The organism is Nocardia aegles (assembly GCF_052545135.1).
The window spans coordinates 92,609-119,111 of sequence record NZ_JBQWRI010000003.1 but is presented as its reverse complement, the minus strand read 5'-3'; the positions used below and the strand labels follow the sequence as shown (position 1 = coordinate 119,111).

Sequence of the window (26,503 nt, the reverse complement as noted above, 5' to 3'; positions counted from 1 at the left end):
CCGGATGTGTAGCGCATGATCGAGGGCGTGACCGACCTACCGAACCCGAGCGTCCCATCCGCGCCGCCCAGTCCATCGGCCCTGCGCCGGGCACTGCGCCGGGCCCGCGACGGTGTCACGTTGAACGTGGACGAGGCCGCGGTGCTGTTGCACGCGACCGGCGACGACCTGGCCGACCTGTGTCGCAGCGCCGCGCGGGTGCGCGACGCCGGGCTGGCGTCCGCGGGGCGTCCGAAGACGATCAGTTATTCCCGCAACGTGTTCATCCCGTTGACCCGGCTGTGCCGGGACAAGTGCCACTACTGCACCTTCGTGACGGTGCCCGGCAAGTTGCGCGCCGAGGGTAAGGGCATGTTCCTGGAACCGGACGAGGTGCTCGACATCGCCCGCCGCGGCGCCGCCCTCGGCTGCAAAGAGGCGCTGTTCACGCTGGGTGACCGCCCCGAGGATCGCTGGCCGGAGGCCGCGCAGTGGCTCGACGAGCGCGGCTACGACTCCACGCTGGACTACCTGCGCGCCGTGTCGATCATGGTGCTGGAGGAGACCGGTCTGCTGCCGCACCTGAATCCTGGTGTGATGTCGTGGGAGGAGATCGCGCGGCTCAAGCCGGTGGCGCAGTCCATGGGCATGATGCTGGAGACCACCTCGGCCCGGTTGTTCACCGAGAAGGGCAACTGCCATTACGGCAGCCCCGACAAGGACCCGGCCGTGCGGCTGCGGGCCATCACCGACGCGGGACGGCTGTCGGTGCCCTACACCACCGGAATCCTGGTCGGCATCGGCGAGACGATGGCCGAGCGAGCCGAGTCGATCATGGCGATTCGTAAGCAGCACAAGGCTTTCGGACATATCCAGGAAGTCATCGTGCAGAACTTCCGCGCCAAGGACGACACCGCCATGCGGGAGGTGCCGGACGCGGGCCTGGAGGAATTCCTCGCCACCATCGCGGTCACCCGCATCCTGCTCGGGCCCGATGTGCCGGTGCAGGCGCCGCCGAACCTGGTCTCGCACGCGGAGTGCCGAGCGCTGATCGACGCGGGCATCGACGACTGGGGCGGCGTGTCGCCGGTGACGCCCGACCACGTGAACCCGGAGCGGCCGTGGCCGAACCTGGACACGTTGCGGGAGATCACCGCGGCGGCGGGCTATCAGCTGGTCGAGCGGACCTCCGCGCACCCGAAGTACGTGCGCGCGGGCAATCCGTGGGTCGATCCGCGGATCGGTGCGCACGTCGCCGCGCTCACCGATCCGGCGACCGGGCTGGCGAATCCGGACGCGATCCCGGTCGGCCTGCCCTGGCAGGAGCCGGACGAGTCCTGGGAATCGGCCGGACGCGTCGATCTCAACACCGCCATCGATACCGAGGGCCGCAACACCGAGGCCCGCAGCGACGCGGCGCTCGGGCAGGACATCGTCGGCGCGTTCGGCGACTGGGACACCATTCGCGAACAGGCCCGCGACCTCGCCGTCGCCACGCCGCGGCGGCTCGACTCCGACGTGCTGGCCGCGCTGCGCGCCGCCGAACGCGATCCGGCCGGGCTCAGCGACGCCGAGTATCTGGCGCTGGCCACGGCGGACGGCGCGGAACTGGACGCGGTCGCCGCACTGGCCGATCAACTGCGCCGCGACACCGTCGGCGATGACGTCACCTACGTGGTGAACCGGAACATCAACTTCACCAACGTCTGCTACACCGGGTGCCGGTTCTGTGCGTTCGCCCAGCGTAAGGGCGACGCGGACGCCTTCACCCTGAGCACCGACGAGGTCGCCGACCGGGCCTGGGAGGCGCATGTCGACGGCGCCACCGAGGTCTGCATGCAGGGCGGCATCGACCCCGACCTGCCGGTCACCGGGTACGCGGACCTGGTGCGGGCGGTCAAGCAGCGGGTGCCGTCGATGCACGTACACGCGTTCAGCCCGATGGAGATCGTGAACGGCGCCTCGCGCGGCGGCCAGAGCGTCCGCGACTGGCTGGTCGCGTTGCAGGAAGCCGGCCTGGACACCATTCCCGGCACCGCCGCGGAGATCCTGGACGACGAGGTGCGCTGGGTGCTCACCAAGGGCAAACTGCCCACCTCGGCGTGGATCGACGTGATCACCACGGCTCACCAGGTGGGCATCCGGTCCAGCTCCACCATGATGTACGGCCACGTGGACAACCCGAAGCACTGGGTCGGGCACCTGCGGGTGCTGCGCGGAATCCAGGACGAAACCGGCGGTTTCACCGAATTCGTGCTGTTGCCGTTCGTGCATCAGAGCGCGCCGCTGTACCTGGCGGGCGCCGCGCGGCCCGGGCCGACCAACCGGGACAATCGCGCCGTGCACGCGCTGTCCAGGATCATGCTGCACGGCCGGATCCACAACATCCAGACCAGCTGGGTCAAGCTCGGCATCACCGGAACGCGGGTGATGCTCAACAGCGGCGCGAACGATCTGGGCGGCACGTTGATGGAGGAGACGATCTCCCGGATGGCGGGCTCACAGCACGGCTCGGCCAAGACGGTCGCCGAACTGGTGGAGATCGCCTCCGGTATCGGACGACCGGCCCGGGAGCGGACGACGAGCTACGGTGTGCCGAAGCACAAGGTCTCGGCGCTGCCGCTGACGGTGGGATAGGAAAGTTAGGACAGGCTGGCCAGTAGTAACGTGTGGTTGCCGGGATAGGGTTTCGCCGGGCGGACTATCCCGCAGGCGAGGACAGACTAGGAGAGCGGCAGTGCCGTACATCATCGCTGAACCGTGCGTTGACGTGAAGGACAAGGCATGCATCGAGGAATGCCCCGTGGACTGCATCTACGAGGGCGGTCGCATGCTGTACATCCATCCCGACGAGTGCGTGGACTGTGGTGCATGTGAGCCGGTGTGCCCGGTGGAGGCGATCTTCTACGAAGACGACACCCCGGACCAGTGGAGCGGTTACGTGAACGCCAACGTCGATTTCTTCGATGAGCTGGGCTCGCCCGGCGGCGCGACCAAGGTCGGAAAGGTCGACTACGACCCGCCGTTCATCAAGGAACTGCCCCCGATGGCGAGTGAGTGAGATCCGTCGTGTCGCCGCGTGGCCGGGTCAGCAGTCTGCTACCTGATTTTCCTTGGGACACCCTCGCTTCGGTGAAGGCTCGGGCGGCTGCCCACCCCGGCGGGATCGTCGACCTGTCCGTCGGTACTCCGGTCGATCCGGTCGACCCGCTGATCCGCGCGGCGCTGAACTCCGTCGCGGCGGTGCCCGGTTACCCGACCACGCACGGCACCCCCGAGCTCCGCGCGGCCGCGGTCGACGCGCTGAAGCGGCGCTACGGGATCACCGGACTCGAGCCCGCGGCCGTGCTGCCCGTGATCGGCACGAAGGAGCTGATCGCGGGACTTCCCCGGCTGCTCGGGCTCGGCTCGGGTGACCTGGTCGTCATTCCCGAGGTCGCCTATCCCACCTACGAGGTCGGCGCGTTGCTGGCGGGCGCGCAGGTGCTGCGCGCGGACGGACTGACCCGGCTCGGTCCGCGGACGCCCGCGCTGATCTACGTGAACTCGCCGTCCAACCCCACCGGGCGGGTGGTCGGCGTCGAACATCTGCGCAAGGTGGTCGCCTTCGCCAGGGAGCGCGGCGTGATCGTCGCCTCCGACGAGTGCTACCTGGGACTGACTTGGGAGGCGCGCGGCGTCTCCTTGCTCGACCCCGACGTGTGCGACGGCGACCACACCAACCTGCTGGCCGTGCATTCGCTGTCCAAGACCTCCAATCTGGCCGGCTACCGCGCCGGATTCGTGACGGGCGACCCGGAGCTGGTCGCGGAACTGCTCGAAGTGCGCAAGCACGCGGGCATGATGGTGCCGTTCCCGATCCAGGCCGCGATGACCGCCGCGCTCAGCGACGACGCGCACGAGGCGCGCCAGCGGGAGCGCTACCGTGCCCGCCGCGACGTGTTGCGGAAGGCCTTGGCGGCGGCGGGTTTCCGGATCGATCACTCCGAGGCGGGCCTGTATCTGTGGTCGACGCGCGGCGAGCCGTGCCGGGCCACGTTGGAATGGCTCGCCGACCGCGGCATCCTCGCGGCGCCCGGCGACTTCTACGGCCCCGGTGCGAGCGAGCACGTGCGGATCGCGCTGACCGCGACCGACGAGCGGATCGCGGCGGCGGCCGAACGCCTGGGCTGACGCCCGCGACGTTCGTCGCCGCTGCGCGAGAGCGGGCGCGGCAATCGCCGGGGTGTCGGGCAGCAACACCTCATCCGACGGGCACAGCGGGTGTGTCGGCGTCCGCGCCCGTGCTGCGTGGCGAGCTAGCCTGAGGTATGGACGCTGTCACGGTTGTCCCGAGGCCCGGCAACGAACCGGTGCACTCGTACGCGCCCGGGAGCCCCGAACGGGAGCTTCTTCTCGGCAAGCTCGCCGAGCTGTCCGCCGAACCCGTCGACGTGCCGCTGGTCATCGGCGGCAAGCATCGACCCGGCATCGGTGAACGGCACGAGATCGTCGCGCCGCACCGCCATCGGCACGTGCTGGGGACCTACACCGACATCACGCATTCGGAAGCGCACGGAGCCATCGACGCCGCGATGGCCGCCGCCCCGGGGTGGCGGGCGCTGCCGTTCGAGGAGCGCGCCGCGGTGCTGCTGCGCGCCGCGGACCTGCTGGCCGGGCCGTGGCGGGAGACGATCGCGGCGGCCACCATGCTCGGGCAGTCGAAATCGGCTCAGCAAGCCGAGATCGACGCGCCGTGCGAGCTGGTCGACTTCTGGCGGTTCAACGTCGCGTTCGCGCGGGAGATCCTGGAACAACAGCCCAGGTCCAGCGCCGGGGTGTGGAACCGGATGGACTATCGGCCGCTGGAGGGATTCGTCTACGCCATCACACCGTTCAACTTCACCGCCATCGCCGGGAATCTGCCGACCGCGCCCGCTCTGATGGGTAACACGGTGGTGTGGAAGCCATCGCCGACGCAGACATTGTCGGCCTTCCACACCATGCGGTTGCTGGAGGCGGCGGGCCTGCCCCCCGGCGTGATCAATATGGTCACCGGCGACGGGGTGCAGCTGTCGGAGGTGGCATTGGCCGATCCGCGGCTGGCCGGCATCCATTTCACCGGCTCCACCAAGACGTTCCAGTATCTCTGGCAGCAGGTGGGCGCGAATATCGGCCGCTATCACGGTTATCCGCGGCTGGTGGGGGAGACCGGTGGTAAGGACTTCATCGTCGCGCACTCCTCGGCCGATCCGGCCGCCCTGCGCACCGCCTTGATTCGCGGCGCCTACGAGTACCAGGGTCAGAAGTGCTCGGCGGCCTCGCGGGCCTACATCGCGCGGTCGGTCTGGCGCGCGATGGGCGAGGAGTTCCTGCACGACGCCGACCGGCTGAGCTACGGCGACGTCGCGGATCTGTCGAATTTCGGTGGGGCGCTGATCGATCGGCGGGCGTATGACAAGAATGTGGCGGCCATTCGGCGGGCCGCGGACGCGGGCGTCGCCATCCCGGTCGGCGGGACCTACGACGACAGCGAAGGCTGGTTCGTCCGCCCGACCGTGTTCCTGACCGACAACCCGCACGACGAGTCGTTCGCCACCGAGTATTTCGGGCCGATCCTGTCGGTGTATGTCTACGACGACGCCGATCCCGGCGCTTACCGGGCGATACTGGCCGAAGTGGAGTCGGCGGCGCCTTACGCACTGACCGGCGCGGTGTTCGCGCAGGATCGGTACGCGATCGAACAGGCCGACGCCGCACTGCGTTTCGCGGCGGGCAATTTCTATGTCAACGATAAGCCCACGGGCGCGGTGGTGGGGCAGCAACCGTTCGGCGGGGCCCGTGCCTCCGGCACCGACGACAAGGCGGGCTCGCCGTTGAACCTGCTGCGCTGGGTGGCGCCCCGGACGATCAAGGAGACCTTCGTGCCGCCGGTCGACTTCCGCTACCCACACATGGAGAGGTGATGATCGCCCGGACCGCGCCGGCACTGGCGCTGCCACCGCAGACCGTCATCCCGCTCGGCGACGACGCGTCGATCCGGCGGTTCGGGCGCGATCACGTGGTGGTGTCGGTCCGGGTGCGCTGACTCAGCGGTGTTGCGGAAGGCCGAAGAGCATGGCCCCGAGCGCGGCCATCACGTCCGCGGTCTGCTCGGCCGCGGTGCCGTGGGTGTGCGCGGTCACGGCGAAACCCGGCCCGAAGGACGCGGAGGCGACCTCCGGCTCGCCGAGATCCGACCAGCCCCACTTGGTGCCCTGGACGAACGGCCACCGGGCGGTGCCCCAGTCCTGTTCGGTGCCGTCTTGCGCCGTCGATCCCGCGGCGGCCATCCATTCGAAGATCGGTGATCCGGGATCGGTGCGCAGCTTGGTGGCCAGGAAGTCGGACACGTTCGCGGCGCTGGTCGCACCCGCGCCCCAGTCGGGCCCGGGCACCGTCTCGGCCAGGCCGTATTCGGCGGCGATGGCCGCGATCGCTTGGGGATACTTGGCCTCCATCGCGGTCGCCGCACCGTCATCGGAGTAGCGGATCATTCGCTCGCCCAGCATGCGGTCCTCGGGCGAGCCGTCGCCGTGGCGCAGGGCGTAGTCGGCGAGGAAGAGTTTGGACAGCGACAGACTCGAGCGTGACTCGTGTTCGTTCGGCGTTCCCCAGCCGATGCCGACCGAGGTGCGTACGGAGATCGCCGTGCGCGGTGGCACCGCGGCGACCTCCGTCTCGCCGGTTTCGTCGGCAGAGGCCACCGGCGCGGACAGCGCCAGGAATCCGCAGGCGATCAGCGCGGTCACCATCGTTCGGTAGCCCATCGTCTCCTCCTGGTGTGGGTCGCCACGTCGCATCGCCGCGGCGCTGTTCGGGCGCGATCAGGAATACGAGATGCGATTGCCCAGTGGTAACTGAAGTGAAACGAGGGTTACTTCAGACGAGGCGGAGGCCGAGCCGACGCCGGATGCGCATGTCCAGGAGATAGGCATTCAGCGGGAACGCGCGGATCGGTCGCGGCAGCCGGGACTCGGTGGCTCCGACGATGCGCAGGATGCGGCCGAGTATGCGCTCGTCGCGGTCGGTCCAGGTCATCCCCATCTCCTCGCGCAGGTGCTGGGGTAGCAATCCGGTCACGAAGAAGCGATGCAGCCGCCCGAAGGCAAGCTGCGCGGGTCGCGGCAGCATGCGCAGGTCGATGAGGTCGTCGAAATAGGCCCGGACCGTCGGGTCGATGCTGGTACCGGCGAGGGTGGCGGTCCAGTACGCGGCGAAGGCGCGGCGGTCGGCGGGCCACATCGTTTCGGGCATCTGGAGGGTGGTGCCGAGCCGGGCGCCGAGGCGGTAGAACGCGTCCGCCGCCGCCTCGTCCATCGGGCCGTGCATGCGCTCGTACAGATCCCGCGCTCCCCAATGCAGGCAGGCCGCGACCCAGAGTTGCAGCCCGGGATCGAAGGCGTTGTAGCGCACGGGGCTCGAGCCGGTGGAGTGGACCCGGCGATGGGACACGTCGACCGCGGCGCGGTAGGCGGCGCGTTCCTCGTCGGTGCCGAGCATGGCCACGGCGAGGTAGGTCAACGTGGTGCGCAGTCGTTTGACCGGATGCAGCATGACGTTTCCGCTGTCCACCGTGCTCTCCAGCACGCCATATCCGACCGGAGGGGTGCTCAGCTGCATGATCACGTTCGCCACGCCCCCGAACAGGCCGGCAGCGCCATCGATGTAGTGCCCGATGTCGAAGGAGTCCGGCGATTCGGGACGCTGCGTCGCGGGAAGGTGCCCGGTCATCGTCGACCTCGCAGGGGTGAGAAAGCTATGCAACAACGTTCTCATCACCTCAGATGGAGTGTCAACCGTCACATTCGACGCCGGTCGGTGTGGGATGCCGCGGCATCGCCGCGAACCCGGCGAAGTAGCGTGAACGAATGTCGTTCGGTCCGCCGCTGCTCAGCTCCTTGAATCCGCTCGCCGTCGCAGGTGGGGCGGACATCCCCGACGCCGTCACCATCGACGGGACCACCCTCTCGCGCAGCGACCTGCTCGGCGCCGCCACGTCGGTGGCCGAACGCGTCGCGCGCGCGGAACGGGTGGCGGTTTTCGCCGAGCCGACCGTGGAGACCGTGCTCGCGGTGGTGGGCTGCCTCGTCGCGGGCGTCACGGTAGTACCGGTGCCGCCGGACTCCGGAACCGCCGAGCGGGCGCACATTCTGGCCGACTCGGGCGCTCAGGCGTGGCTGGGAAATGCGCCGGATGGCACCGACCTGCCCGTGGTGCCGGTGCGGCGGCACGCCAGGTCCTGGCACACCTATCCCGAACCCGACCCGGCCGCCACGGCTTTCGTGCTCTACACCTCGGGAACCACCGGCCTGCCCAAAGGCGTGCTACTCGGTCGCGGGGCGATCGCCGCTGGTCTGGACGCCCTTGCCGAGGCCTGGGCGTGGACCGCTAGCGACACACTGGTACACGGGCTCCCGTTGTTCCATGTGCACGGGCTGATCCTCGGCCTGCTCGGTCCGCTGCGAGTGGGCAGTCCGCTGATCCACACCGGCAAGCCGACGCCGCAGGCGTACGCGGAAGCCAAGGGTTCCCTGTACTTCGGCGTGCCGACCGTGTGGTCACGGGTGGTCGACGACCCCGACGCCGCGAAGCAACTGGCCGACGCGCGGCTGTTGGTATCCGGTAGCGCGCCGCTGCCGGTGCCGGTGTTCGAGCGGCTGCGCGAGCTGACCGGGCACGCGCCGGTCGAGCGCTACGGCATGAGCGAAACCATGATCACCCTGTCCACCCGGGCCGACGGTGAGCGCAGGCCGGGCTGGGTCGGATTGCCGGTGCGCGGTGTGCGCACCCGGATCCGGGACGAGTCCGGGCATCCGGTGCCGCACGACGGCGAGAGCATCGGGGGCCTGGAAGTGGCCGGGCCCATGCTGTTCGACGGCTACCTGAACCGGCCGGAGGCGACCGCGCAGAGCTGGACCGAGGACGGATGGTTCCGGACCGGCGATGTCGCCGCCATCGACGCGGAAGGCTTTCATCGCATCGTCGGCCGGGAATCGGTCGATTTGATCAAGTCCGGTGGTTACCGGGTCGGCGCGGGTGAGGTGGAGACGGTGCTGCTCGGTCACCCCGCGGTCGCGGAAGCCGCGGTAGTCGGCCTGCCCGACGACGACCTCGGTAAGCGCATCACCGCGTTCGTCGTGCTGCGCGCCGCCGCGACCGAACGCGAGTTGATCGACCATGTGGCGGCGGAACTTTCGGTGCACAAACGCCCACGCGAGATCCGGGTGGTCGACGCGCTGCCACGCAACGCCATGGGCAAGGTGCAGAAGAAGAAGCTGGGCTGACCGTGGGCATTGACCTCGAGCTAGGTAGAGGTTCTATGGTCAGCGCATGACTGCGACCCTGACACCCGAACAGATCGATTACCTGCACACCCAGCGGCTGGGCCGGTTGGCCACCGTCCGGCCCGACGGCACTCCGCAGAACAACCCGGTCGGCTTCCGCTACAACGCCGAGCTGGGCACCATCGACATTGGGAGCCCGCACGAAAATGTCTGTGGCGTGAGCTGGGGAAACGTCACTGCCTGTCAGTGGTAGGCCGCATGAAATGTCAGTGGACGCCGCACGGTCTGACGGCATCTCCGCAGGTCGGCTCGTGCTGACCGGAACTGTCGGTGCTAGTAGCTACTCTGTGGGCAAGCGGCAGGACGCGCACGTCGCTCGCCATATCCGCTGGGTGCCCACGCTGCCCAGCGAACGGGCAAGGCTCCCCGTTCGGCGCGGGCCCGCGAGTAGATCCCCAACTTGACGAAATGTCACGCCAAGGAGTTACCGCCGACAACGACACTATGTGCGGAAACTAGAACAGCGACCCGGGCGAATGCACCGTGGCGTGCAAAGATTGCGCCGAATCGCGAAACTATCTGCGGTAGTGGCTCTTACCGCCGGATTCGGCGGACGTGGTGTCGGGTTTCGAAGTCGGCTTCAGCGATGTTCGAAGTCCTCTTCAGCCGTGAAATCTGAATCCCCGGGTGAGCCCGGATCATCGTTGTCCTGCTCCGTTGCGCGTACTCCCGACGAGTGGCGTGTGTCCAACCTCAGACAGATCTGATCGGCGACGGTGCGGAATAGCAGTGTGCCGGGACTCTCGGCATTTCGGAACTGGACTACCGCACAGTGAAGTTCGATCTTCCGGTGAGATCAGCCCTGTTCTTGACTGCGGTAGATCGATACATGCTGACTGGCTTTGTGGTTGATCGGTTCGTAGGTGTAGCTGGCGTAGCGGGTTTCGAACTCGAGACCGGCCAGTTGAGCCATGAGGTCGAGTTCGGAGGGCCAGCAGTAGCGTTCCTCGACCGGCAGAAACTCGATGCCGTCTGGACGAAGGGTCGCTTCCTGGAACCGGATCCGCTGGGTGTACCGGTTCACCATAGTCGCGGAAAACCGAAGAGCCGTGGGCGTGAAGTCCCGCAGCGTCATGGTGCGGGCCGGACTGAGCAGTTCCGGCGAGGGGATGAAAGCTTCCAGAACGAAGCGTCCTTGCGGAGCAAGGTGTTCGCTGACGCTGCGGAAGCACGCGACCTGCCGCTGCTGGTCGGCGAGGTGGAAAAACGAGCTAGACGTGCAGTAGATGAGGTCGAAGCGACCGCTGAGGGGGATGTCGGCCATGTCGCCCAACGACGCAGTGAGTGGGAGATCGGTGGCTTTGCTGGCCAGTTGGGCGAGCATGGCTTCGGAGATGTCGAGGCCCTCGACTGGGTAGCTGCGGCGAGCGATTTCCAATGCGACCCGGCCAGTTCCGACACCGAGCTCCAGTATCCGCCCGGATTCGGGCAGGTGTTTGATCAGGAACTCCGCTGCGTCGTGCGGGGTGTTGGAAGCGTGCCAGTCGTCGTAGACGTCGGCCCACCGATCCCAGAGCTGGGCTTGCTGGCGGGCATGTTCGTTGTCGTGACTCATGATGTGGATTCCCTCCCCAGGTGGTGGTGGCTAGGCCGAAACGTCGGCCTTGGTTTCATCAGGTGCGCGGTAGGCGCGGACGGCCGGGAGCGGCGCGACCGCGACGGTCGAGGCGATGACGATTCCGACGCCGGTGATGATCGTCGGCATCGTGCCGACGTGATCGCTGACAGGGCCGGCGATGAGATAGCCCAGGGGTATCAGGACGGTCCCGAACAGGATGTCGTAGGACGATACCCGGCTGACGCGGTCGGCAGGTACGAGTCGCTGCAGGGTGGCGTAGAAGCACACGATGAAGATCTCTGTCCCGACACCGGCGATGAAGGTGGCTGCCGTGACCAGCCACAACGGTTGGGCTGCGGCGAGGGCGGCCAATGGTAGCGCCTTGGTGAGCGTGCTCGCCGCGGCGGCCAGCAGCGGCCGCCGCGGCTTCCATGCCAGGATGAGCACACCACCGGCAAGCAGCCCAGCGGCCAACGCGGCGGTGATGATGCCCCATGCGGTTGGCCCGCCGAGGCTGCGCTCACTGATGATCGGTCCGAGTAGCTGGAAGCAACCGACCCACACGGCGTTGACCAGGGAGTACTGCAGTACCAGTGACCACAGCCAGGACCGGGACCAGAACTCGTTCCACCCCTCTGCTAGATCGGTGCGGAACTGTGAGGGCGGTCGGGGGGGCAGCTGCACGCGCAGACGTCCCAGAAGTATCGCGGCGATCGCGAAAGAGGCTGCGTCCCAGGCGATGACCCAGCCGGATCCGATGAACGCGACGGCGGCGCCGCCCAGGGCCGGGCCGAGAACCTTGACGCCGTTCATGCTCAGGCGCAGCAACGCGTTGGCGTCGTGCAACTGCTTGGAGTCCACCAGTTGGGGGAGGATGCCTTGGGAGGCGGGTCCGAAGAACGCGCCCGCACCACCGGCCACCGCGGCGGCGGCGGCGATCTGCCACACGTGCGCATGTCCGGTCACGAGCAGCGCGGCCAGAACTGCTTGTGCGGCAGCGCAAATCCAATTCGACCAGACCATGACCGTGCTGCGGCTGAACCGGTCGGCGACGACGCCGCCGATGAGCAGGAACGCGATCAGTGGGGTGTAGCCGATGGCCAGCACGACACCAAAGGCTGTGGCGGACCCGGTCAGATCCAGCACGGCGAAGGCTTGCGCGATCGGCGCGACCGCCGAGCCCGTGAGCGATATCGTCCTGCCCCAGAACAGGATTCGGAATTGTGGGTGAGCCGCCAGTACCTGAGCCCCCGACTTCAACGACATGCTTTCGGAGCATACGCGCATGGTGATCAACAGCAGCAACACCAACACCACCACCGCCCTATTGTGCGCTTTGTCACAATTCGTGGCGAGAGATCGGCTTCGTCCGTCTGGACGTTACGCTGCGAATGAGGGAAGTCAGGGGAGTCGGCTTTCCGCCTCACAGATCGCGGGGAATGCGAATTCCGCACCGCGACAACAGAGTCCGTCTAGGGGGTGGACATTTGAACGACGCAGACAGCAGTTCGGTGTTGCAGCAACTGGTCAAAGAGCCGGACCTGTTTCTCACCCAGGTGTGGGGACAGCGATCGGCGCATTTCCCGAGCATGCTCACACAACCGCTCATCGGGATCACCGACATCGACGCCTTGTTCGCGACATCGTTGTTGCGGGTGCAGCACTTTCGACTCGTGCGCGAAGGCCGGGCGATCCCGCCATCGGAATACATCCGCACACCGGGCCCGCCCCGCCCACCGGAGCTGGTAGCCGAAGCGTCCGCCCTGTTCCAGCAATTCACTGAGGGAACACCGGACACGACCCGGATCGTGGCCGCCATTAACAGTGGCGCCACCCTGATCCTGCAGGGAGCGCACCGCTTCCTGCCCGCACTGCGCGCATTCTGTGACAACCTCACCGAAGAACTCGGACACGTCTGCCAAGCCAACATCTACATCACCCCGCCTGGGGAACAAGGCCTTCCGCCACACACCGATCCGCACAATGCGTTCGTCGTGCAGGCGTTCGGAAGCAAACAGTGGACCTTGCGCGACGGTGACGGACCCGACACCGAGCTGACCATGAATCCCGGCGACACCCTCTATCTGACCAAGAACACCGTGCATTCGGCACGCTCGACCACCGGCCAACTCTCCGGACACATCACTATCGGAGTCCGCGCCACCGCGTGCCAGGCCCTCGTCAACTCCTACGTCACACAGACACTCGAGAACCTTCTCGACCAAGGCGAGGCCCGGAATCTGCCCGTCGGCTGGCCCGTTGCGCCACACCGCGCCCATGAGCAGCTCACACACATCCTCGAACATCTGGCCCACGCGCTGGTCGCCGCTGACACCGGCCACATCCTCGACGACCATCTCGAAACCCTGCGGCACAGGGCCGATCACACCACCGCGGTTCTGGGCTCGCTGCATTCGCACACATCACGGGGGAGGAATCACGATGGCGACATGGTCTGACACCGGTTACCTCCAGCTCGACTCCATTATCGACGAATCAACGTGGGAAGCACTGGAATCCGAGGCGAACGCGCTTGTTCCCCACGCCCACGAGGACGGTCTGCCCAGCGTTCAGACCTTCCGTGACGGAAGCTTCTGCTCACCAGCCCACTTCAGCAGCCATAAGGGCGGGCCCGCCTTCCAATCGGTGCTGCGGTCGCGCGAAGTACTCACCGCCATCCGTGAGGCCACCGAACTGCCACGACTCGTGCCGGTCCGGTGTGGCTACAACTTCTACCGGCCCGGCGATTTCCTGGGCCCGCACCGCGACTCGATCAAGGCGACTGTCACCGTGCTGATCGGGCTGACCGACAACCTCGACCAAATGGGATGGGCGCCCGAGCACCGCCACTCCAGCAACGACGAGGTCGTCGCGATGATCAGCGACGACAATCTGTTCGACTCGTTGCCTGAAAAAGGCATGCCCATCGCCCGCCGCAGCGCCCAAGCATTCGACGGCTACAACATTCCGCACTGGCGGACGCCGTTCAACTCCGACCTCGGAATCCTCGGCACGTTCTGCTATTTCGACCTCTGACCACCGGACTCTTTACACGCAATGGGGGTGGCGTCTTGTCCGATGCCGTGCATCAAACATGGACCGACTCAGGATTCATCGAACTACCTGACTTCCTGGATTCCCGCACCTGGGATGACATCGAACGCGAAGCCCACACGCTGGAACCGGATGCCTTCGACCGGCAGACCGAAGGCATTGACTTCGACGACCGCCGCGACGGTGCTTTGGTAGCACCGCAACGATGCCGAGCGCATCTGGCGGGCCCGGTCCTGCGCGAAATCGCGATCTCCCGGGAGTTCAACAAACTTGTCTCCGCCGCCACCGGAATGCGAGGACTCGTCCCGGCCAGACTGGGCTACAAGTACTACACCCACGGCGATTTCATGGCCATCCACCGCGACGACGTGAAATGTGCCATCACCGTCAGCTTCGGGGTGACCCCGAACCTGGACTACATGGGTTGGATGCCGTCCCTGCGCGGCGAACCCAACATGACAGTCATCGAACAAGCACGCCGCGAAGGCTATTTCCCCTCTTCAGGGCAGCGATTTGACATCGTACACCGCAAAATGCGCGGATTCGACGGTTACAACATCCCACATTGGCGGCCGCCTTTCGAGCAGCCGCTGGGCATCCTCGGATTCGTGTGCTTCTTCGACCTCGACTGAGCACCATCAAGACCTGCACGGCGATCGCGCCGTGTTATCCCACCGACAGGCGAAGGAGGTGAACCCATGCCCAACAACACCGACAAGAAGGCGGCTCCAGCCGACGACAACGACGTCCATGACTTCGTGATGGACCTGTTCAACGAAGGCCTCGTGCCCGCCATCGTCATGCACGATGCGGCCGTGCCGGACTTCCTCGGCTGACCACACTGAAGACGGTGGTGGGGCCGACTGCAGGCGGCCCCACCACCGCGACAAGGAAACGCCTACCGTGCACAAGACCTACTTCCGCGGTACCCACCGCGTACGCCATCCCGAAACCACCTGGGCCGGCATCGAACCGCGCCTGAACGACTACGGCATCACCCGCCTCGCGAACGTTACCGATCTCGACATCATCGGCATCCCCGTCTACATGGCCGTGCGACCGCTCGCGCGCACACTGACCGTCGCACAGGGCAAAGGTGCAGACCCCTTGGCCGCCAAGGTATCCGCAGCGATGGAAGCCATCGAAATGTGGCATGCCGAACACGCAACGCCTGAGGCCACCGCCACCGCGGTACCCGCCCGCGAACTCGCCCTTACCTACCGCGTCGCGGATCTGGCCACCACCGTGCGCGGCATCGGCACCGACACCATGCCGCTGGACTGGATCTCGGCCACCGACTACGCCCGCAGCGCTACGACTTACGTCCCGCGCGCCGCAGTGGTCATGGATTGGCGACCCCCGACACGGTGGACACCACAGGCGATCACCAGCACCAGCAACGGCCTCGCCTCCGGCAATACCCGCGCCGAAGCCTGCATCCACGCCATGCTCGAAGTCATCGAACGCGACTGCACGACCGCACTGGCCGCTGTCCCGCTCGCCGCGCGGACACGGATCGACCCCGCGACCATCGCCGACCCCACAGCGATCGACCTGCTCGCCGCCCTGCGCGCCGCCGACGCATGGTTCGAACTGGTCCTCGCCACAACCCACTGGCCGGTCTGGTGTTTCGCCTGCTACCTGTGGCTGCCGGACACCCCGGTCATCGCTACCGGCTCCGGCGCACACACCGACCCCGGAGTCGCGCTATCGCGCGCGATCACCGAAGCCGCCCAAAGCCGACTCACCGCCATCGTCGGCACCCGCGACGACATCAACCCCCAGTCCTACCGCCGATCGACCACACCCAACCGGCCACCCACCGAAACCACCGACCCACACGCACTGGTGGATTGGGACACTCTCCTCACCCGGATGGCGGTGCCGCGGTTCCACGACGACGACTCCGAAGCCGCCTGGCTGGCGAACCAGATCGCGGCAGTCTCCGGTCACCATCCCTTGATCGTCGATTTGGCCGACCACCCAGCTTTCGCGGTCGTGAAAGCCCTATGCCCGAACCTGCAATTCCGTACACGCCACCAGATCCCACGGCCTGAAGCCTCATGACCAAGTCAACGACGAACCCACCACAGCGGCGGCTGCACGTCACCTGCGGACCGACGATCTCAGCGAGCGAGGTCCACACGATCTGCCCGGACGCGATCGTTCACCCGCCCGTCCGCCACGGCGACCTCTACCGGATGCAGCTCCACCCCGGCGACCGGGTGCTCATTGTCGACGGCTTGTTCCACCAATCCGCACCGATCCGGCACAAGGAAATCCTCGACACGATCGCCGCCGGCGTCGACGTCCTCGGGTCCAGCAGCATGGGAGCCCTCCGCGCCGCCGAACTGCACCGTCACGGGATGCGCGGCATCGGGCGGATATTCGACCTTTTCGCACATGGTGTCATCGACAACGACGACGCAGTGGCGGTTGTCCACCTCGAAGAAGAAGACCAGTACCGGGCGCTGAGCGAACCGTTGGTCAACTTCCGATTCGCCTTGCATGACGCCGCCGCCGCGGCAGTGATCGATTCCCGCGTGGCCTCCGCCATCCTCGACCAGCTCCAACAACTCGACTACCCCAGCCGCACCTGGAAGAACCTTCAGCGGATATTCAAACGCGACAACAACATCCACCTCGCCGACCAGTGCGCGGCCGTCACGAGCTGGCTTACCGAGCACCCCGCCTCCGCCAACACCAAGAAGGCAGACGCGCTGCACGCCCTGGATGAACTGGCACGCGAAGCTCCGCAGCAGTCCAATGCGCCAGCCGAGCGATGGGCCACTGGATTTGTCTATCAGTGGCGAAATCGCTTCCGCCCGTATACGTCCCAGCCAGCCGAGCCACTCACCTCACTCGCGGCACTGCAGTACACCCAGCTCTACGATCCACAGTTCCCCGAGCTGTGGCGCACGGTGATGCTCGCCCACATCAGCGCCATCACCGCGCTGGCCCCCGAAAAGCATCTCCTCCGTGCCGCAGATTTCGAAATCGCTAACCATGCAATCACTGTGAGCGACCTTGCGACAGAACAGCGAGACCAATGGCTCACGCCAGACGAACAACGCACACTCGATGACCGCACTCAGGTGCGCCTGATCGTGATGCGCTCTACCCCGCTCACGCCCCTGCACATCGACTCCTCGACGCCATGGTCAAGGCCCATCGATGCGCGCGTGCGCCACAACGCGGGGGACGCGCGCGCTGCAGTGACAACCACCGCCTCGCTGCTGCCCGCGGGTTTCACCGTCGACCAATTGTCGGACGGTCACCTGGTGAACTCTCTCGACGCCGAATGGGGACTCTCCGCGCCGACACCACTGCAGCAGGAGATCGCTGCACGCCAACGCGGATTCCTGTCCTACGAACGCGCCAAAGACGCGAGCCGCACGTTCGTTCTCGCACGAACGTGCCTGCCGAAATAGCGGGCGGGCGTCGGGGACCAGCCGTCGAACCATTCGGTGGCCTGGCCCTGGTCGGTCCAGAACCTCGGGACGGTGCTGACCTGACTGCCGCATCCCTCGGGACAAGTGCGGATCTCCCAGCCGAGGTCGTCGGTGAGCTGGCCCGGCGGCCACGACACGTACTCGTCGCATGCCTGGCAGAGCAGGAACTCGCGGTACTTGATGTGCTGGCCGATTCTGTTGCTGATCATCGGCTTTCGCTTTCGGTCGGGCATGGGTGGCGCAGCAGGGAATCGTAGAGGGTGACCGAGAGTTCGGGCCGGCTGTCCGGTGGCAGTCCCCGCAGGGCGATGCTCGCGGAATTCATGGTGCCCGATGGGCTGTGCGCGGCGAGGAGGGGACGCCGTGTTCACCGGCCTTGCGGTCGACCCAGCGGATGAACTCCAGGGCGGATCCGGCGAACATGCGCCGGACCCGGTCCTGCATGGCACGCACGTCGTGGCCGGGCAGGAAATCGCGGGTGCTGACCTGCCCGCAGCCGCATCCACAGGGGCGTTCGGTGAACTCGGCTTCCTCGGGCAGGGAGACGTAGCCGACCGGGTTCTGCGAGTTGTTCACCACGGGGTGGGGGCGACCGATCCAGGCGTCGCGCACCGGGTGCCCCTCGAGTAGGACGGTGCGCTCGACGGCGACGCGGTCGCCGTGGTCGGTGACGCCGGTGATCTCCCCGACGGCGCACACCTGACCGTCACCGATGATGAGGGCGAACTTCTCCCGGGCCAGGCGATCTTTGTTGGCCTTCCACACGCAATGAAGATCAGCCTTATGCCAAGGCCGCTCAGTGTGGGCCTGCGGAGTATCCGTAACATCACCGGTTTTCGAGAGATGTTGTGGTACGGGCGATTTCATGGTGACTGAGTAGTGTTCGGCCCGAACTCGTCGTGGCCGCCGCCGATGTGATCACGGTCAGCCCGGAGAAAGCCTATGCCCGCTGGGCCAGCGGCCGTGTCGACCTGGCGAGCGGCACCTGACGGAACTATCGCTACTCGAAGGTTTGTGCCGCAACGTTATTGGTCTACTGGGTGCCGGGAACATCCTTTGACTGGAAGAATTGGCGTATGATTGATCCGTCGCCTGAGCAACTCGAGCCGATTAAGCTCGGCTCATTGCTCGTCGATGCCATCAGCCCGGAGAACAGGCTCACCGACGACGAGCACGCCTTGCTCAACAACCGCGACCGCACACCGCACGAACCCCTCGACTTCGGCGAATGACCGCGACCCGATCGTTTCGTGCTGCGATCATTCCCTGGTGGCTGGCGGTTCGGTTTCGCGGGCAAGGCGTTCGGCGATCCACTCGGTCACCAGCTCGCTCGGGCCGCGGCCGAGACGGCGGCCGAGCTGTTCGAACTGCTTATCCACCTCGAACGGCAACCGCAGGAACACCTTCCGCACCATGATGAACTCGGCATTCGGTCCCGGCAGCTCGACGTCCTCGGCCTCGGCGTCCGGATCGAACCGCAGATCCTCCCGCATCTTCCTCGGCCAGTCCTGGCCATAACGGGCCAGCATTTCCTGGTGAAACTCCTCACCAGGGTCGGTTTCGCCGTCTGTCCACGGATCCAACGCACAACCTCCCACTGATCGGGTTGCCTCGCCGAGCGTCTGCTGGGGTGATCCAGCGATCATTGCACCGCGAAACATCCCGGCCGACCAACTCTCCAACCGCGAACAGCCTCCGGACACACGTTCAGAGGCTGTTGCAAACCCATGACCGACAGGGCATGATCTGACCTGCGAGAAGTTGAGCCCAATCAGGTTAAGCCGCAACAGATCTAATCGGCGATAGAACGCCAGTACTCGAAGCACTCCCGCGAGAGCCATTGCGCCTCATCGCACACGAGCACCCGGAAGCGTTCGGAGAGAACGTCTTTGAGCACCTTGTCGAACTCGATCGGCTTGCGTGGCGGTGCTCCGCCGATCGCGAGCGCGTCGAACAGCGTGTGCCGGATGTCGCGCGGTGTAGGGCGGGCCCGGAACTGCACCCGGCATACCGTGTCCGGGGCCAGCTCGCGCAGCGTGGCGTTGACCGACAGTGTCTTTCCGACACCGGCGTCGCCGTGCACGCACATCATCGCCTTGGCGTCGATCACGTCGGCCAGGTTGTCCTTCATCAGCAGCAGCGCGTCGGTGGCCACGATGTGCGCGCCGGCCAGGCCGAGGAAGTGATCGGCCGCAGCGGCGAGGTCGGCACCCGGGTGCGGTGGTCGAGTCACAGTTGCTTCTTTCTCCCGCTGCGGTGGTGCACCTCATCCAGATCGATCGGCATGACCCAGCCCGGCGCGGGCGGCGGCAGCGGAATCAAGTCCGGGCGCGCCCACCGCGCCAGGTCCGCGTCCTGCTCGTCGCTGCGTTCCCGGTCGGCCTCGGTGACGGTCATCGCATCCAGGCGTTTCGCCGGGACCGGTGTCGTCGTGGCGGCATACCGGGTGCGGCGGGCACGTTCGGCCGCCGACAACTCCGCTCGCAACTTGGCCGCCTTGCGGTCGCGGGTGCGGCGCACCGCTGCCTTGGTGGCCTCCGACGCCCGGTCGGCCAGCTCGGCGCGGCCCAGATGCGCGCCAGCGCGGGCATCGAACACCTCGACTTCGTGATCGTGGTGTGGCATGTAGCGCAGCCGGACCGTGGTCCCGACGCGGCCCACCATCCAGTCCGCGATGTAGTGGCGGCCACGTCCGAACGCGACGCCCTTGGTGGTGATCTTGCGGTGGCGGCGGTCGTCCTCGAGCCAGCCACGACGCCAGCGGTGTCCGGCCGCCGAGCTCATCGATGACGTGGTCGTGGTTCCACCAGTCCACCCACGCCAGTAACTCGGCGACGAACGCCTCGAACGTCAGCGCTGGCTGGTCCGGATCGACCAGCGCACCGCTGCCTCGAAATCCGCGGCACCGCCGAAGCACTCACCGACGTCGACCCCTACCTCTCCGGCGTCTCCCGCGAAATGATCCGCATCCATCCCCAGCGAGTCATCGCCTTCGGGCTCGCGGGTGCGGATCCCGACCTCACCTGATCCGCCGGACAGCCCTATGCCACTTGCGGTCGGGTAAGCGCGCGCAACCTCGCGAGTGGCACACGGTCGCGGCGAAGTGTGAGAAGACCGCTCAACCGCATGCCACTGGCGGAACGGCTCAGTCGTTGGCGTGGAGATCGGCGTTGAGCTCGATGCCGGTACCTTCGCGGGGGACCACTTCGACCGCGCCGGTGGTGGAGTTGCGGCGGAACAGGAGGTTGTCGCGGCCGGCGAGTTCGGCGGCTTTGATCAGGGTCCCGTCGGGGGTGGCGACTTTGGTGCCCGCGGTGAGGTAGAGGCCTGCCTCCACGACGCAGTCGTCGCCGAGGGGGATGCCGAGGCCGGAATTGGCGCCGAGCAGCGACCGTTCGCCGATGGAGATCACCGTGGTGCCGCCGCCGGAGAGGGTGCCCATGGTGGACGCGCCGCCGCCGATATCCGAGCCGTCGCCGACCACGACGCCCGCGGAGATGCGGCCCTCGACCATGGACGCGCCGAGGGTGCCCGCGTTGAAGTTCACGAAGCCCTCGTGCATGACGGTGGTACCGGAGGCCAGGTGCGCGCCGAGGCGGACCCGGTCGGCGTCGCCGATACGGACGCCGGCGGGCAGCACGTAGTCCACCATGCGCGGGAACTTGTCCACGCTGTACACCGTGACCGGGCCCCGGGCGCGCAGCTTGGCGCGGGTGGCCTCGAAGCCCTCCACCGCGGCGGGGCCGTGGTTGGTCCACACCACGTTGGTGAGCAGGCCGAACTGGCCGTCGAGGCTCACCTCGTGTGGCTTGACCAGGCGGTGCGAGAGCAGGTGCAGGCGCAGGTAGACGTCGTGCGCGTCGACCGGGGCGGCGGACAGGTCGGCGATCGTGGTGTGCACCGCGATCACGTCGACCCCGCGCGCGTCGTCGAAGCCGAGCAGCGCCGCGTACTCGGCGGGCGCCTCGTCCAGCCGCTTGGTGCCGGTCTCGGCGAACGCGCCCAGCTGCGGGCTCGGGTACCACGTGTCCAGCACGGTCCCGTCCGCGGTCACGTTGGCGATACCGATTGCTGCTGCTCCCTGGATGCTCACGGCCTAGAGATTACCGACCCGTGCGGGTCGACGGTGCGCCCGCTCCGGGGACACCGCCCGCACAGTCCTGCTACTCGGCGGAGAGGCCGGTAAGGACGACGTCGGCTCCGCGCGCGGCCGGTGTCATATCGCGCCCGACCGGGCAGACGCAGAACTCGAAACGTGCCGCCCGTACATCGCGACACGAGGGTTGCCGAACCTCTCGGCGAAAATGACCGGTCCCGGACGAGGGACGGAACACCGACCGGCGCCGGCCGGTGTAGCGGGTGCGCGGTCGTAGGGTGAAGCGCGTGACCATCGACCTGCATGCCGACCCGATCACACTGACCGCCGCGCTAGTCGACATCCCGAGCGTCTCGCGCGACGAGGCGGCCATCACCGACGCGGTGGAGCGGGCGCTGCGGGAGCAGACGACCGGGTTCGAGATCGTCCGGCACGGGAATGTGGTGTTGGCGCGCACCCGTCGCGGGCTGCCGACCCGGGTGATCCTCGCCGGGCACCTGGACACCGTGCCGATCGCCGGCAACGTGCCCGGCCGATTCGCGGTGGGCCCGACGGGCGAGCACGTTTTCTACGGCTGCGGTTCGGTGGACATGAAATCCGGCGACGCGGTCTTCCTGCACCTGGCCGCTACCATCGCCGACCCGGTACACGACCTGACCCTGATCTTCTACGACGGCGAGGAGATCGCCGCGGAGTTCAACGGCCTCGGGCACATCGAACGCGATCTGCCCGACTGGCTCACCGGCGACCTCGCCGTGCTCGGCGAACCGTCCGGCGGCTGGATCGAGGCGGGGTGCCAGGGTACGTTGCGGGTGCGGCTGAGCACCTCCGGCGTGCGCGCGCACTCGGCGCGAGCCTGGCTGGGCGACAACGCGATTCACCGTCTGGCGCCGATCCTGCAGCGGCTCGCCGATTATCGCGCCCGAGAAGTGGACATCGACGGCTGCGTCTATCGCGAGGGACTTTCCGCGGTCCGGGTCACCGGCGGCGTCGCGGGCAACGTGGTGCCGGATGCCGCCGAACTGGACGTCAACTTCCGTTTCGCACCCGACCGCACCGTCGGCCAAGCCGTCGAGCACGTGCGCGAGGTCTTCGCCGGGTTGGAGCTGTCCTTCGACGTGACCGACTCGGCGCCGGGCGCGCTGCCCGGGTTGACGGCTCCGGCGGCCAAGGACCTGATCGCCTCGGTGCGGCGGCACGGCGGCGGCGGTGTGCGCGCGAAGTACGGCTGGACCGACGTCTCGCGTTTCGCGGCCCGCGGCATCCCCGCCGTAAACTTCGGCCCCGGCGATCCCAACCTCGCGCACAAGCGCGACGAACACGTCCCGGTAGATCAGATCACCGCCGTGACCGCCATGTTGCGCAGCTACCTGAGCGGCACTCCGGACTGAACGACGGGTGCGGATCCGCGGGTGCCGTCGCATCCCGGCCCGGTGTCGCCGCGACCGGCGGACCGCCGCGCGCCTGATCGACCCGGCGAGGTTCGGTTGCCGGCGCCCCGGCCACGCGCCCGATCCCCACCGATGGTCGCGAACGCGAGTGCCCGACTCCGGCTCGCCGCCCGCGCGATTCGCGCGGTGACGTGCGCCTCGAGCGCCGAGATTGCGACCGCGTCTCGCCCGGCCTGCGTCCGGCTGAACGTCGGACGACTTCTCTCGTCCAGCCCGTAAGTCCCTCTTGCCGGGCGGTAGCGTGGAACGCATGTCCACCGACGCCGCGGACCGTGAGGTCACCCCCGAACCGAAGTCGGCCCCGAAGTTTCGCGGGCCGATCATGTTCCGCCGCGACCGTGCCGACGGCGTCAGCACTGCCGACCGGAATTTGCTGGACAAGCGCGGCGATACCGACTGGGTGCACACCGATCCCTGGCGTGTGCTGCGCATCCAGGCCGAGTTCGTCGAGGGCTTCGGCGCTCTCGCCGAGGTGCCCCGCGCGGTGACCGTGTTCGGTTCCGCGCGAACCTCCGCCGACCATCCGGAGTACCAGGCCGGGCGGGCCATCGGCGCCGCGCTGGCGCGAGCGGGTTTCGCGGTGATCACCGGCGGCGGTCCCGGCGCGATGGAGGCGGCCAACCGGGGCGCCTGCGAGGCGGGCGGCTACTCGATCGGCCTCGGCATCGAGCTGCCGTTCGAGCAGAGCATCAACGATTGGGTCGACCTGGGCATCAATTTCCGGTACTTCTTCGTCCGCAAGACGATGTTCGTGAAGTACTCGCAGGCGTTCATCTGCCTGCCCGGCGGCTTCGGCACGCTCGACGAATTGTTCGAGGCGCTCACCCTGGTGCAGACCCGCAAGATCACCCGGTTCCCGATCATCCTGTTCGGCACCAGATATTGGTCCGGGCTGGTCGATTGGTTGCGCGATTCGCTGGGCGGTTCCGGCAAGATATCTCCCGGCGACCTCGGACTACTGCACGTGACCGACAGCGTCGAGGAGGTCGTGCACATCATCCAGGCCGCCGCGGTGGCGGGCGGCGCCGAGGACGCGATCGGAACGGAGGATCAGTGGTGAGTGATCGGCCTTTCGCCGTCTGTGTCTACTGCTCGGCCAGTACCACCGACCAGGAGTACCTTTCATTGGCCGCGCGGGTGGGCACCGAGATCGCCCGGCGCGGTTGGCAACTGGTATCCGGTGGCGGTCACGTGTCGATGATGGGCGCGATCGCCACCGCGGCGCGGGCGGGCGGCGCGAACACCATCGGCGTGATCCCGAAGCACCTGGTGCACCGGGAGGTGGCCGACGTCGACGCCGACGAACTGGTCGTCACCGACACGATGCGCCAGCGCAAGCAGGTGATGGAAGACCGCGCCGACGCCTTCCTCACCCTGCCCGGCGGCATCGGCACACTCGAGGAGTTCTTCGAGACCTGGACCGGAGGCTATCTGGGACAGCACGAGAAACCCGTTGTCGTGCTGGATCCCAATGGGTTCTTCAGCGGGTTGTTCTCCTGGCTGGACGAGCTGTACGAGCGGAAGTTCGTGCCCCGGACAGCGCTGTCGCGGATCACCGTGGTGACCGATATCCCGTCCGCATTCGCGGCATTGGAGACTCGCATACTCGGTCAGGAGAACTGACGACGTGAGCACTGCCACCCGCTCCACGGTGAGTTTGGCCGACCTCGCCCGGCATCTTCCCGCGATGGCCCTGGACGCACCCGGCATGCTCCGCAATGCGCTGAAGATGCTCGTGACGCCGGATTCCAAGTCGTCGGTGGGCCTGTACTTCCAGCGCACCGCCCACCGGCATCCGGACCGCCCATTCCTGCGGTTCGAGGGCGCGTGCTACACCTACGGCGAGGCGAACGCGGAGGTGAACCGGTACGCGAGTGTGCTCACCGCACGCGGTGTGCGGCGCGGCGACGTGGTGGGCGTGCTGATGACCAACCGGCCGGAGACCCTGTTCGTCGTGCTGGCGACGGTCAAGCTCGGGGCCACCGTGGGATTGCTCAACCATCATCAGCGCGACCAGGTGCTGGCGCACAGCCTCGGCCTGCTCGACAGCGTGCTGACCGTGGTCGGCGCGGAATGCGCCGAGGCGATCGACTCGCTGCCCGAACCGCCCGCCGATGTCCTGCCTGCCGACGAACTCCACGCGGCCGCCCGCGCGGCCGACGACGGCGATCCGCCGAGCTGTGCGGAAGTCACCGCGGGCGAGCGCGCGTTCCTCATCTTCACCTCCGGCACCACCGGACTGCCTAAGGCCAGCGTGATGACCCATCTGCGCTGGACCAAGAGCATGGCCGGACTGGGCGGCCTCGGGATCCGCCTGCGCGGCAACGACACTCTGTACTGTTGCCTGCCGCTCTACCACAACAACGCGCTCACCGTCGCCTTGTCCGCGGTCCTCGCCTCCGGCGGCACGTTCGCCCTCGGCCGGAGTTTCTCCGCGTCCCGGTTCTGGGACGAGGTCACGCGCGAGCAGGCCACAGCGTTCATCTACATCGGCGAGCTGTGCCGCTATCTGCTCAACCAGCCGGTCGAGCCCACCGACCGGCAGCACGAGGTCCGGCTCGCCGTCGGCAACGGATTGCGTCCGGAATTGTGGGACGAGTTCAAATCCCGGTTCGGCATCGAGCGCATCGTGGAGTTCTACGGCGCGAGTGAGGCGAATATCGCCTTCGTCAACGCGTTCGGCGTCGACCGGACGGCGGGCTTCGGTCCGCTGCCGTATGCCGTCGTGGAGTACGACGAGGAGACCGGAAAGGCCGCGCGCGACAAGAACGGACGCCTGCGTCGTGTGGGCGCGGGCGGCGTCGGCCTCCTGCTGGCCAAGGTGACCGACCGCTCCCCGTTCGATGGTTACACCGATAAGGCCGCGTCCGAAGCCAAGCTGGTACGCGACGGCTTCGAATCCGGGGACGTCTGGTTCGACACCGGCGATCTGGTGCGGGACCAGGGCTGGCACCACATCGCGTTCGTGGACCGGCTCGGCGACACGTTCCGGTGGAAGGGGGAGAACGTGGCGACCACCGAGGTGGAGGGCGCGCTGAGCAAGGCGGAGTCGATCGAGCAGGCGGTGGTCTTCGGCGTGGACATCCCCGGCACCGATGGTAAGGCGGGCATGGCCGCCGTGACTCTGCGTCCGGGCGCGGAATTCGACGGAGCGGCTGTCGCGAAGCTGGCCTACGAGCAGTTGCCCGGTTACGCCGTTCCGCTGTTCATTCGTATCGTGCACGAGCTGGAGCAGACCTCGACGTTCAAGAGCCGCAAAGTGGAACTGCGCAAGCAGGGCTACACCCAGGACCCGGACAGCGCGCTGTACGTTCTCGCGGGCCGCACCGAGGGCTACCTGCCCGCCTATGCCGGCTACGCCGCCGACGTAGCCGCGGGCCGCGCCCCGAAGAGCTGACGGTCATCCGGAAAAGAGCCTGGTGGCGGCGGTTCTGCGAGCTCGGCCGCAGGACTGCCCGCTGATCTTGTGGCGCGAGACTGGTACGGTCTGAGCATTAGGAGGCGACTGGTTTCGCGAGCACACGGGTCACTCGTCGGGCATGTCCAGA

At 67.3% G+C, this 26,503-nt stretch carries 27 protein-coding genes and 1 pseudogene; 18 read left to right on the top strand and 10 right to left on the bottom strand.

Features of this window, described 5'->3' with window-relative positions; genetic code table 11:
* Positions 1-15: 15 nt before the first annotated feature.
* The 5 genes from ACT89H_RS10550 (at position 16) to ACT89H_RS10530 (ending at position 6,046) form a co-directional block, all read left to right on the top strand.
* Positions 16-2,616: a bifunctional FO biosynthesis protein CofGH gene (locus ACT89H_RS10550; RefSeq protein ID WP_445108375.1), complete on the top strand. Its 2,601-nt coding sequence runs from the start codon at positions 16-18 to the stop codon at positions 2,614-2,616.
* 100 nt (positions 2,617-2,716) lie between these two features.
* On the top strand, positions 2,717-3,040 hold the full coding sequence (fdxA, locus tag ACT89H_RS10545) for a ferredoxin (RefSeq protein WP_014987978.1): 324 nt from the start codon (positions 2,717-2,719) through the stop codon (positions 3,038-3,040).
* 8 nt (positions 3,041-3,048) lie between these two features.
* Positions 3,049-4,152, top strand: coding sequence for a succinyldiaminopimelate transaminase (dapC, locus tag ACT89H_RS10540; protein WP_445108879.1), 1,104 nt, complete (start codon positions 3,049-3,051; stop codon positions 4,150-4,152).
* Positions 4,153-4,289: 137 nt separating this feature from the next.
* Positions 4,290-5,924, top strand: coding sequence for an L-glutamate gamma-semialdehyde dehydrogenase (gene pruA / locus ACT89H_RS10535; protein ID WP_445108374.1), 1,635 nt, complete (start codon positions 4,290-4,292; stop codon positions 5,922-5,924).
* Entirely contained in the window at positions 5,924-6,046 is a 123-nt protein-coding gene (locus tag ACT89H_RS10530; protein WP_445108373.1) for a hypothetical protein, read from the top strand. The genes pruA and ACT89H_RS10530 overlap by 1 nt, the downstream gene beginning before the upstream one ends.
* Position 6,047: 1 nt before the next feature.
* Here the strand turns inward: ACT89H_RS10530 and ACT89H_RS10525 are convergent, their stop codons facing one another.
* Together ACT89H_RS10525 and ACT89H_RS10520 are read right to left on the bottom strand one after the other, a co-directional pair.
* On the bottom strand, positions 6,048-6,767 hold the full coding sequence (locus tag ACT89H_RS10525) for a hypothetical protein (protein ID WP_445108372.1): 720 nt from the start codon (positions 6,765-6,767) through the stop codon (positions 6,048-6,050).
* Positions 6,768-6,879: 112 nt separating this feature from the next.
* A complete protein-coding gene (locus ACT89H_RS10520) occupies positions 6,880-7,731 on the bottom strand; it encodes an oxygenase MpaB family protein (RefSeq protein WP_445108371.1) in 852 nt (283 codons plus the stop codon).
* Between the two features lie 137 nt (positions 7,732-7,868).
* On the opposite strand from ACT89H_RS10520, the gene ACT89H_RS10515 reads away from it, so the two are divergent.
* Both ACT89H_RS10515 and ACT89H_RS10510 read left to right on the top strand, forming a co-directional pair.
* Positions 7,869-9,284 (top strand): acyl-CoA synthetase, encoded by a 1,416-nt coding sequence (locus ACT89H_RS10515; protein ID WP_445108370.1) that lies wholly within the window; start codon positions 7,869-7,871, stop codon positions 9,282-9,284.
* Between the two features lie 46 nt (positions 9,285-9,330).
* Positions 9,331-9,474: pseudogene (locus tag ACT89H_RS10510) on the top strand (PNPOx family protein); the annotation flags it as partial.
* Positions 9,475-10,140: 666 nt separating this feature from the next.
* Here ACT89H_RS10510 and ACT89H_RS10505 read toward each other — a convergent pair.
* Together ACT89H_RS10505 and ACT89H_RS10500 are read right to left on the bottom strand one after the other, a co-directional pair.
* Positions 10,141-10,899: a class I SAM-dependent DNA methyltransferase gene (locus ACT89H_RS10505; protein WP_445108369.1), complete on the bottom strand. Its 759-nt coding sequence runs from the start codon at positions 10,897-10,899 to the stop codon at positions 10,141-10,143.
* A 30-nt stretch (positions 10,900-10,929) separates the two neighbouring features.
* Entirely contained in the window at positions 10,930-12,168 is a 1,239-nt protein-coding gene (locus ACT89H_RS10500) for an MFS transporter (protein ID WP_445108368.1), read from the bottom strand.
* Positions 12,169-12,389: 221 nt separating this feature from the next.
* Between ACT89H_RS10500 and ACT89H_RS10495 the strand changes: the two genes are divergently transcribed.
* The 6 genes from ACT89H_RS10495 to ACT89H_RS10470 all read left to right on the top strand — a co-directional run bounded on the left by ACT89H_RS10495 (position 12,390) and on the right by ACT89H_RS10470 (position 17,387).
* Entirely contained in the window at positions 12,390-13,361 is a 972-nt protein-coding gene (locus ACT89H_RS10495; RefSeq protein WP_445108367.1) for a JmjC domain-containing protein, read from the top strand.
* Complete coding sequence (locus ACT89H_RS10490) at positions 13,345-13,938, top strand: 2OG-Fe(II) oxygenase (RefSeq protein ID WP_445108366.1); 594 nt, start codon at positions 13,345-13,347, stop codon at positions 13,936-13,938. Before ACT89H_RS10495 ends, ACT89H_RS10490 begins: the two co-directional genes overlap by 17 nt.
* Positions 13,939-13,973: 35 nt before the next feature.
* Positions 13,974-14,588, top strand: a complete 615-nt coding sequence (locus tag ACT89H_RS10485) for a hypothetical protein (protein ID WP_445108365.1) — start codon at positions 13,974-13,976, stop codon at positions 14,586-14,588.
* Positions 14,589-14,654: 66 nt separating this feature from the next.
* Positions 14,655-14,792 carry a hypothetical protein gene (locus ACT89H_RS10480; protein ID WP_445108364.1) on the top strand — a complete coding sequence of 46 codons (138 nt, stop codon included), beginning with the start codon at positions 14,655-14,657 and terminating at the stop codon, positions 14,790-14,792.
* 67 nt (positions 14,793-14,859) lie between these two features.
* A complete protein-coding gene (locus tag ACT89H_RS10475) occupies positions 14,860-16,023 on the top strand; it encodes a YcaO-like family protein (protein WP_445108363.1) in 1,164 nt (387 codons plus the stop codon).
* Positions 16,020-17,387 (top strand): TfuA-like protein, encoded by a 1,368-nt coding sequence (locus tag ACT89H_RS10470; RefSeq protein ID WP_445108362.1) that lies wholly within the window; start codon positions 16,020-16,022, stop codon positions 17,385-17,387. Before ACT89H_RS10475 ends, ACT89H_RS10470 begins: the two co-directional genes overlap by 4 nt.
* Here the strand turns inward: ACT89H_RS10470 and ACT89H_RS10465 are convergent.
* Positions 17,324-17,617, bottom strand: a complete 294-nt coding sequence (locus tag ACT89H_RS10465; protein ID WP_445108361.1) for a hypothetical protein — start codon at positions 17,615-17,617, stop codon at positions 17,324-17,326. The genes ACT89H_RS10470 and ACT89H_RS10465 overlap by 64 nt on opposite strands.
* 112 nt (positions 17,618-17,729) lie before the next feature.
* Positions 17,730-18,173 (bottom strand): hypothetical protein, encoded by a 444-nt coding sequence (locus tag ACT89H_RS10460; RefSeq protein ID WP_445108360.1) that lies wholly within the window; start codon positions 18,171-18,173, stop codon positions 17,730-17,732.
* Positions 18,174-18,484: 311 nt separating this feature from the next.
* Here ACT89H_RS10460 and ACT89H_RS10455 point away from each other — a divergent pair, with 311 nt between their 5' ends.
* A complete protein-coding gene (locus ACT89H_RS10455; RefSeq protein ID WP_445108359.1) occupies positions 18,485-18,640 on the top strand; it encodes a hypothetical protein in 156 nt (51 codons plus the stop codon).
* A 27-nt stretch (positions 18,641-18,667) separates the two neighbouring features.
* On the opposite strand, the gene ACT89H_RS10450 is transcribed toward ACT89H_RS10455, so the two are convergent.
* The 4 genes from ACT89H_RS10450 to dapD form a co-directional block, all read right to left on the bottom strand.
* A complete protein-coding gene (locus ACT89H_RS10450) occupies positions 18,668-19,249 on the bottom strand; it encodes a ribbon-helix-helix domain-containing protein (protein ID WP_445108358.1) in 582 nt (193 codons plus the stop codon).
* Entirely contained in the window at positions 19,201-19,641 is a 441-nt protein-coding gene (locus ACT89H_RS10445; protein ID WP_445108357.1) for an AAA family ATPase, read from the bottom strand. Before ACT89H_RS10445 ends, ACT89H_RS10450 begins: the two co-directional genes overlap by 49 nt.
* Positions 19,638-20,192 carry a Mu transposase C-terminal domain-containing protein gene (locus ACT89H_RS10440; RefSeq protein WP_445108356.1) on the bottom strand — a complete coding sequence of 185 codons (555 nt, stop codon included), beginning with the start codon at positions 20,190-20,192 and terminating at the stop codon, positions 19,638-19,640. Before ACT89H_RS10440 ends, ACT89H_RS10445 begins: the two co-directional genes overlap by 4 nt.
* A gap of 361 nt (positions 20,193-20,553) precedes the next feature.
* Positions 20,554-21,501, bottom strand: a complete 948-nt coding sequence (dapD, locus tag ACT89H_RS10435) for a 2,3,4,5-tetrahydropyridine-2,6-dicarboxylate N-succinyltransferase (protein ID WP_445108355.1) — start codon at positions 21,499-21,501, stop codon at positions 20,554-20,556.
* Positions 21,502-21,791: 290 nt separating this feature from the next.
* Here dapD and dapE point away from each other — a divergent pair, with 290 nt between their 5' ends.
* The 4 genes from dapE (at position 21,792) to ACT89H_RS10415 (ending at position 26,352) form a co-directional block, all read left to right on the top strand.
* Positions 21,792-22,895 (top strand): succinyl-diaminopimelate desuccinylase, encoded by a 1,104-nt coding sequence (gene dapE / locus ACT89H_RS10430; protein WP_445108354.1) that lies wholly within the window; start codon positions 21,792-21,794, stop codon positions 22,893-22,895.
* Positions 22,896-23,205: 310 nt separating this feature from the next.
* The gene (locus tag ACT89H_RS10425) at positions 23,206-24,015 is read left to right on the top strand and encodes an LOG family protein (protein ID WP_445108353.1); all 810 of its coding nucleotides are present in this window, start codon (positions 23,206-23,208) and stop codon (positions 24,013-24,015) included.
* Positions 24,009-24,578, top strand: coding sequence for an LOG family protein (locus ACT89H_RS10420; protein ID WP_445108352.1), 570 nt, complete (start codon positions 24,009-24,011; stop codon positions 24,576-24,578). Before ACT89H_RS10425 ends, ACT89H_RS10420 begins: the two co-directional genes overlap by 7 nt.
* A gap of 4 nt (positions 24,579-24,582) precedes the next feature.
* Positions 24,583-26,352 (top strand): long-chain-acyl-CoA synthetase, encoded by a 1,770-nt coding sequence (locus ACT89H_RS10415; RefSeq protein ID WP_445108351.1) that lies wholly within the window; start codon positions 24,583-24,585, stop codon positions 26,350-26,352.
* Positions 26,353-26,503 lie beyond the last annotated feature (151 nt).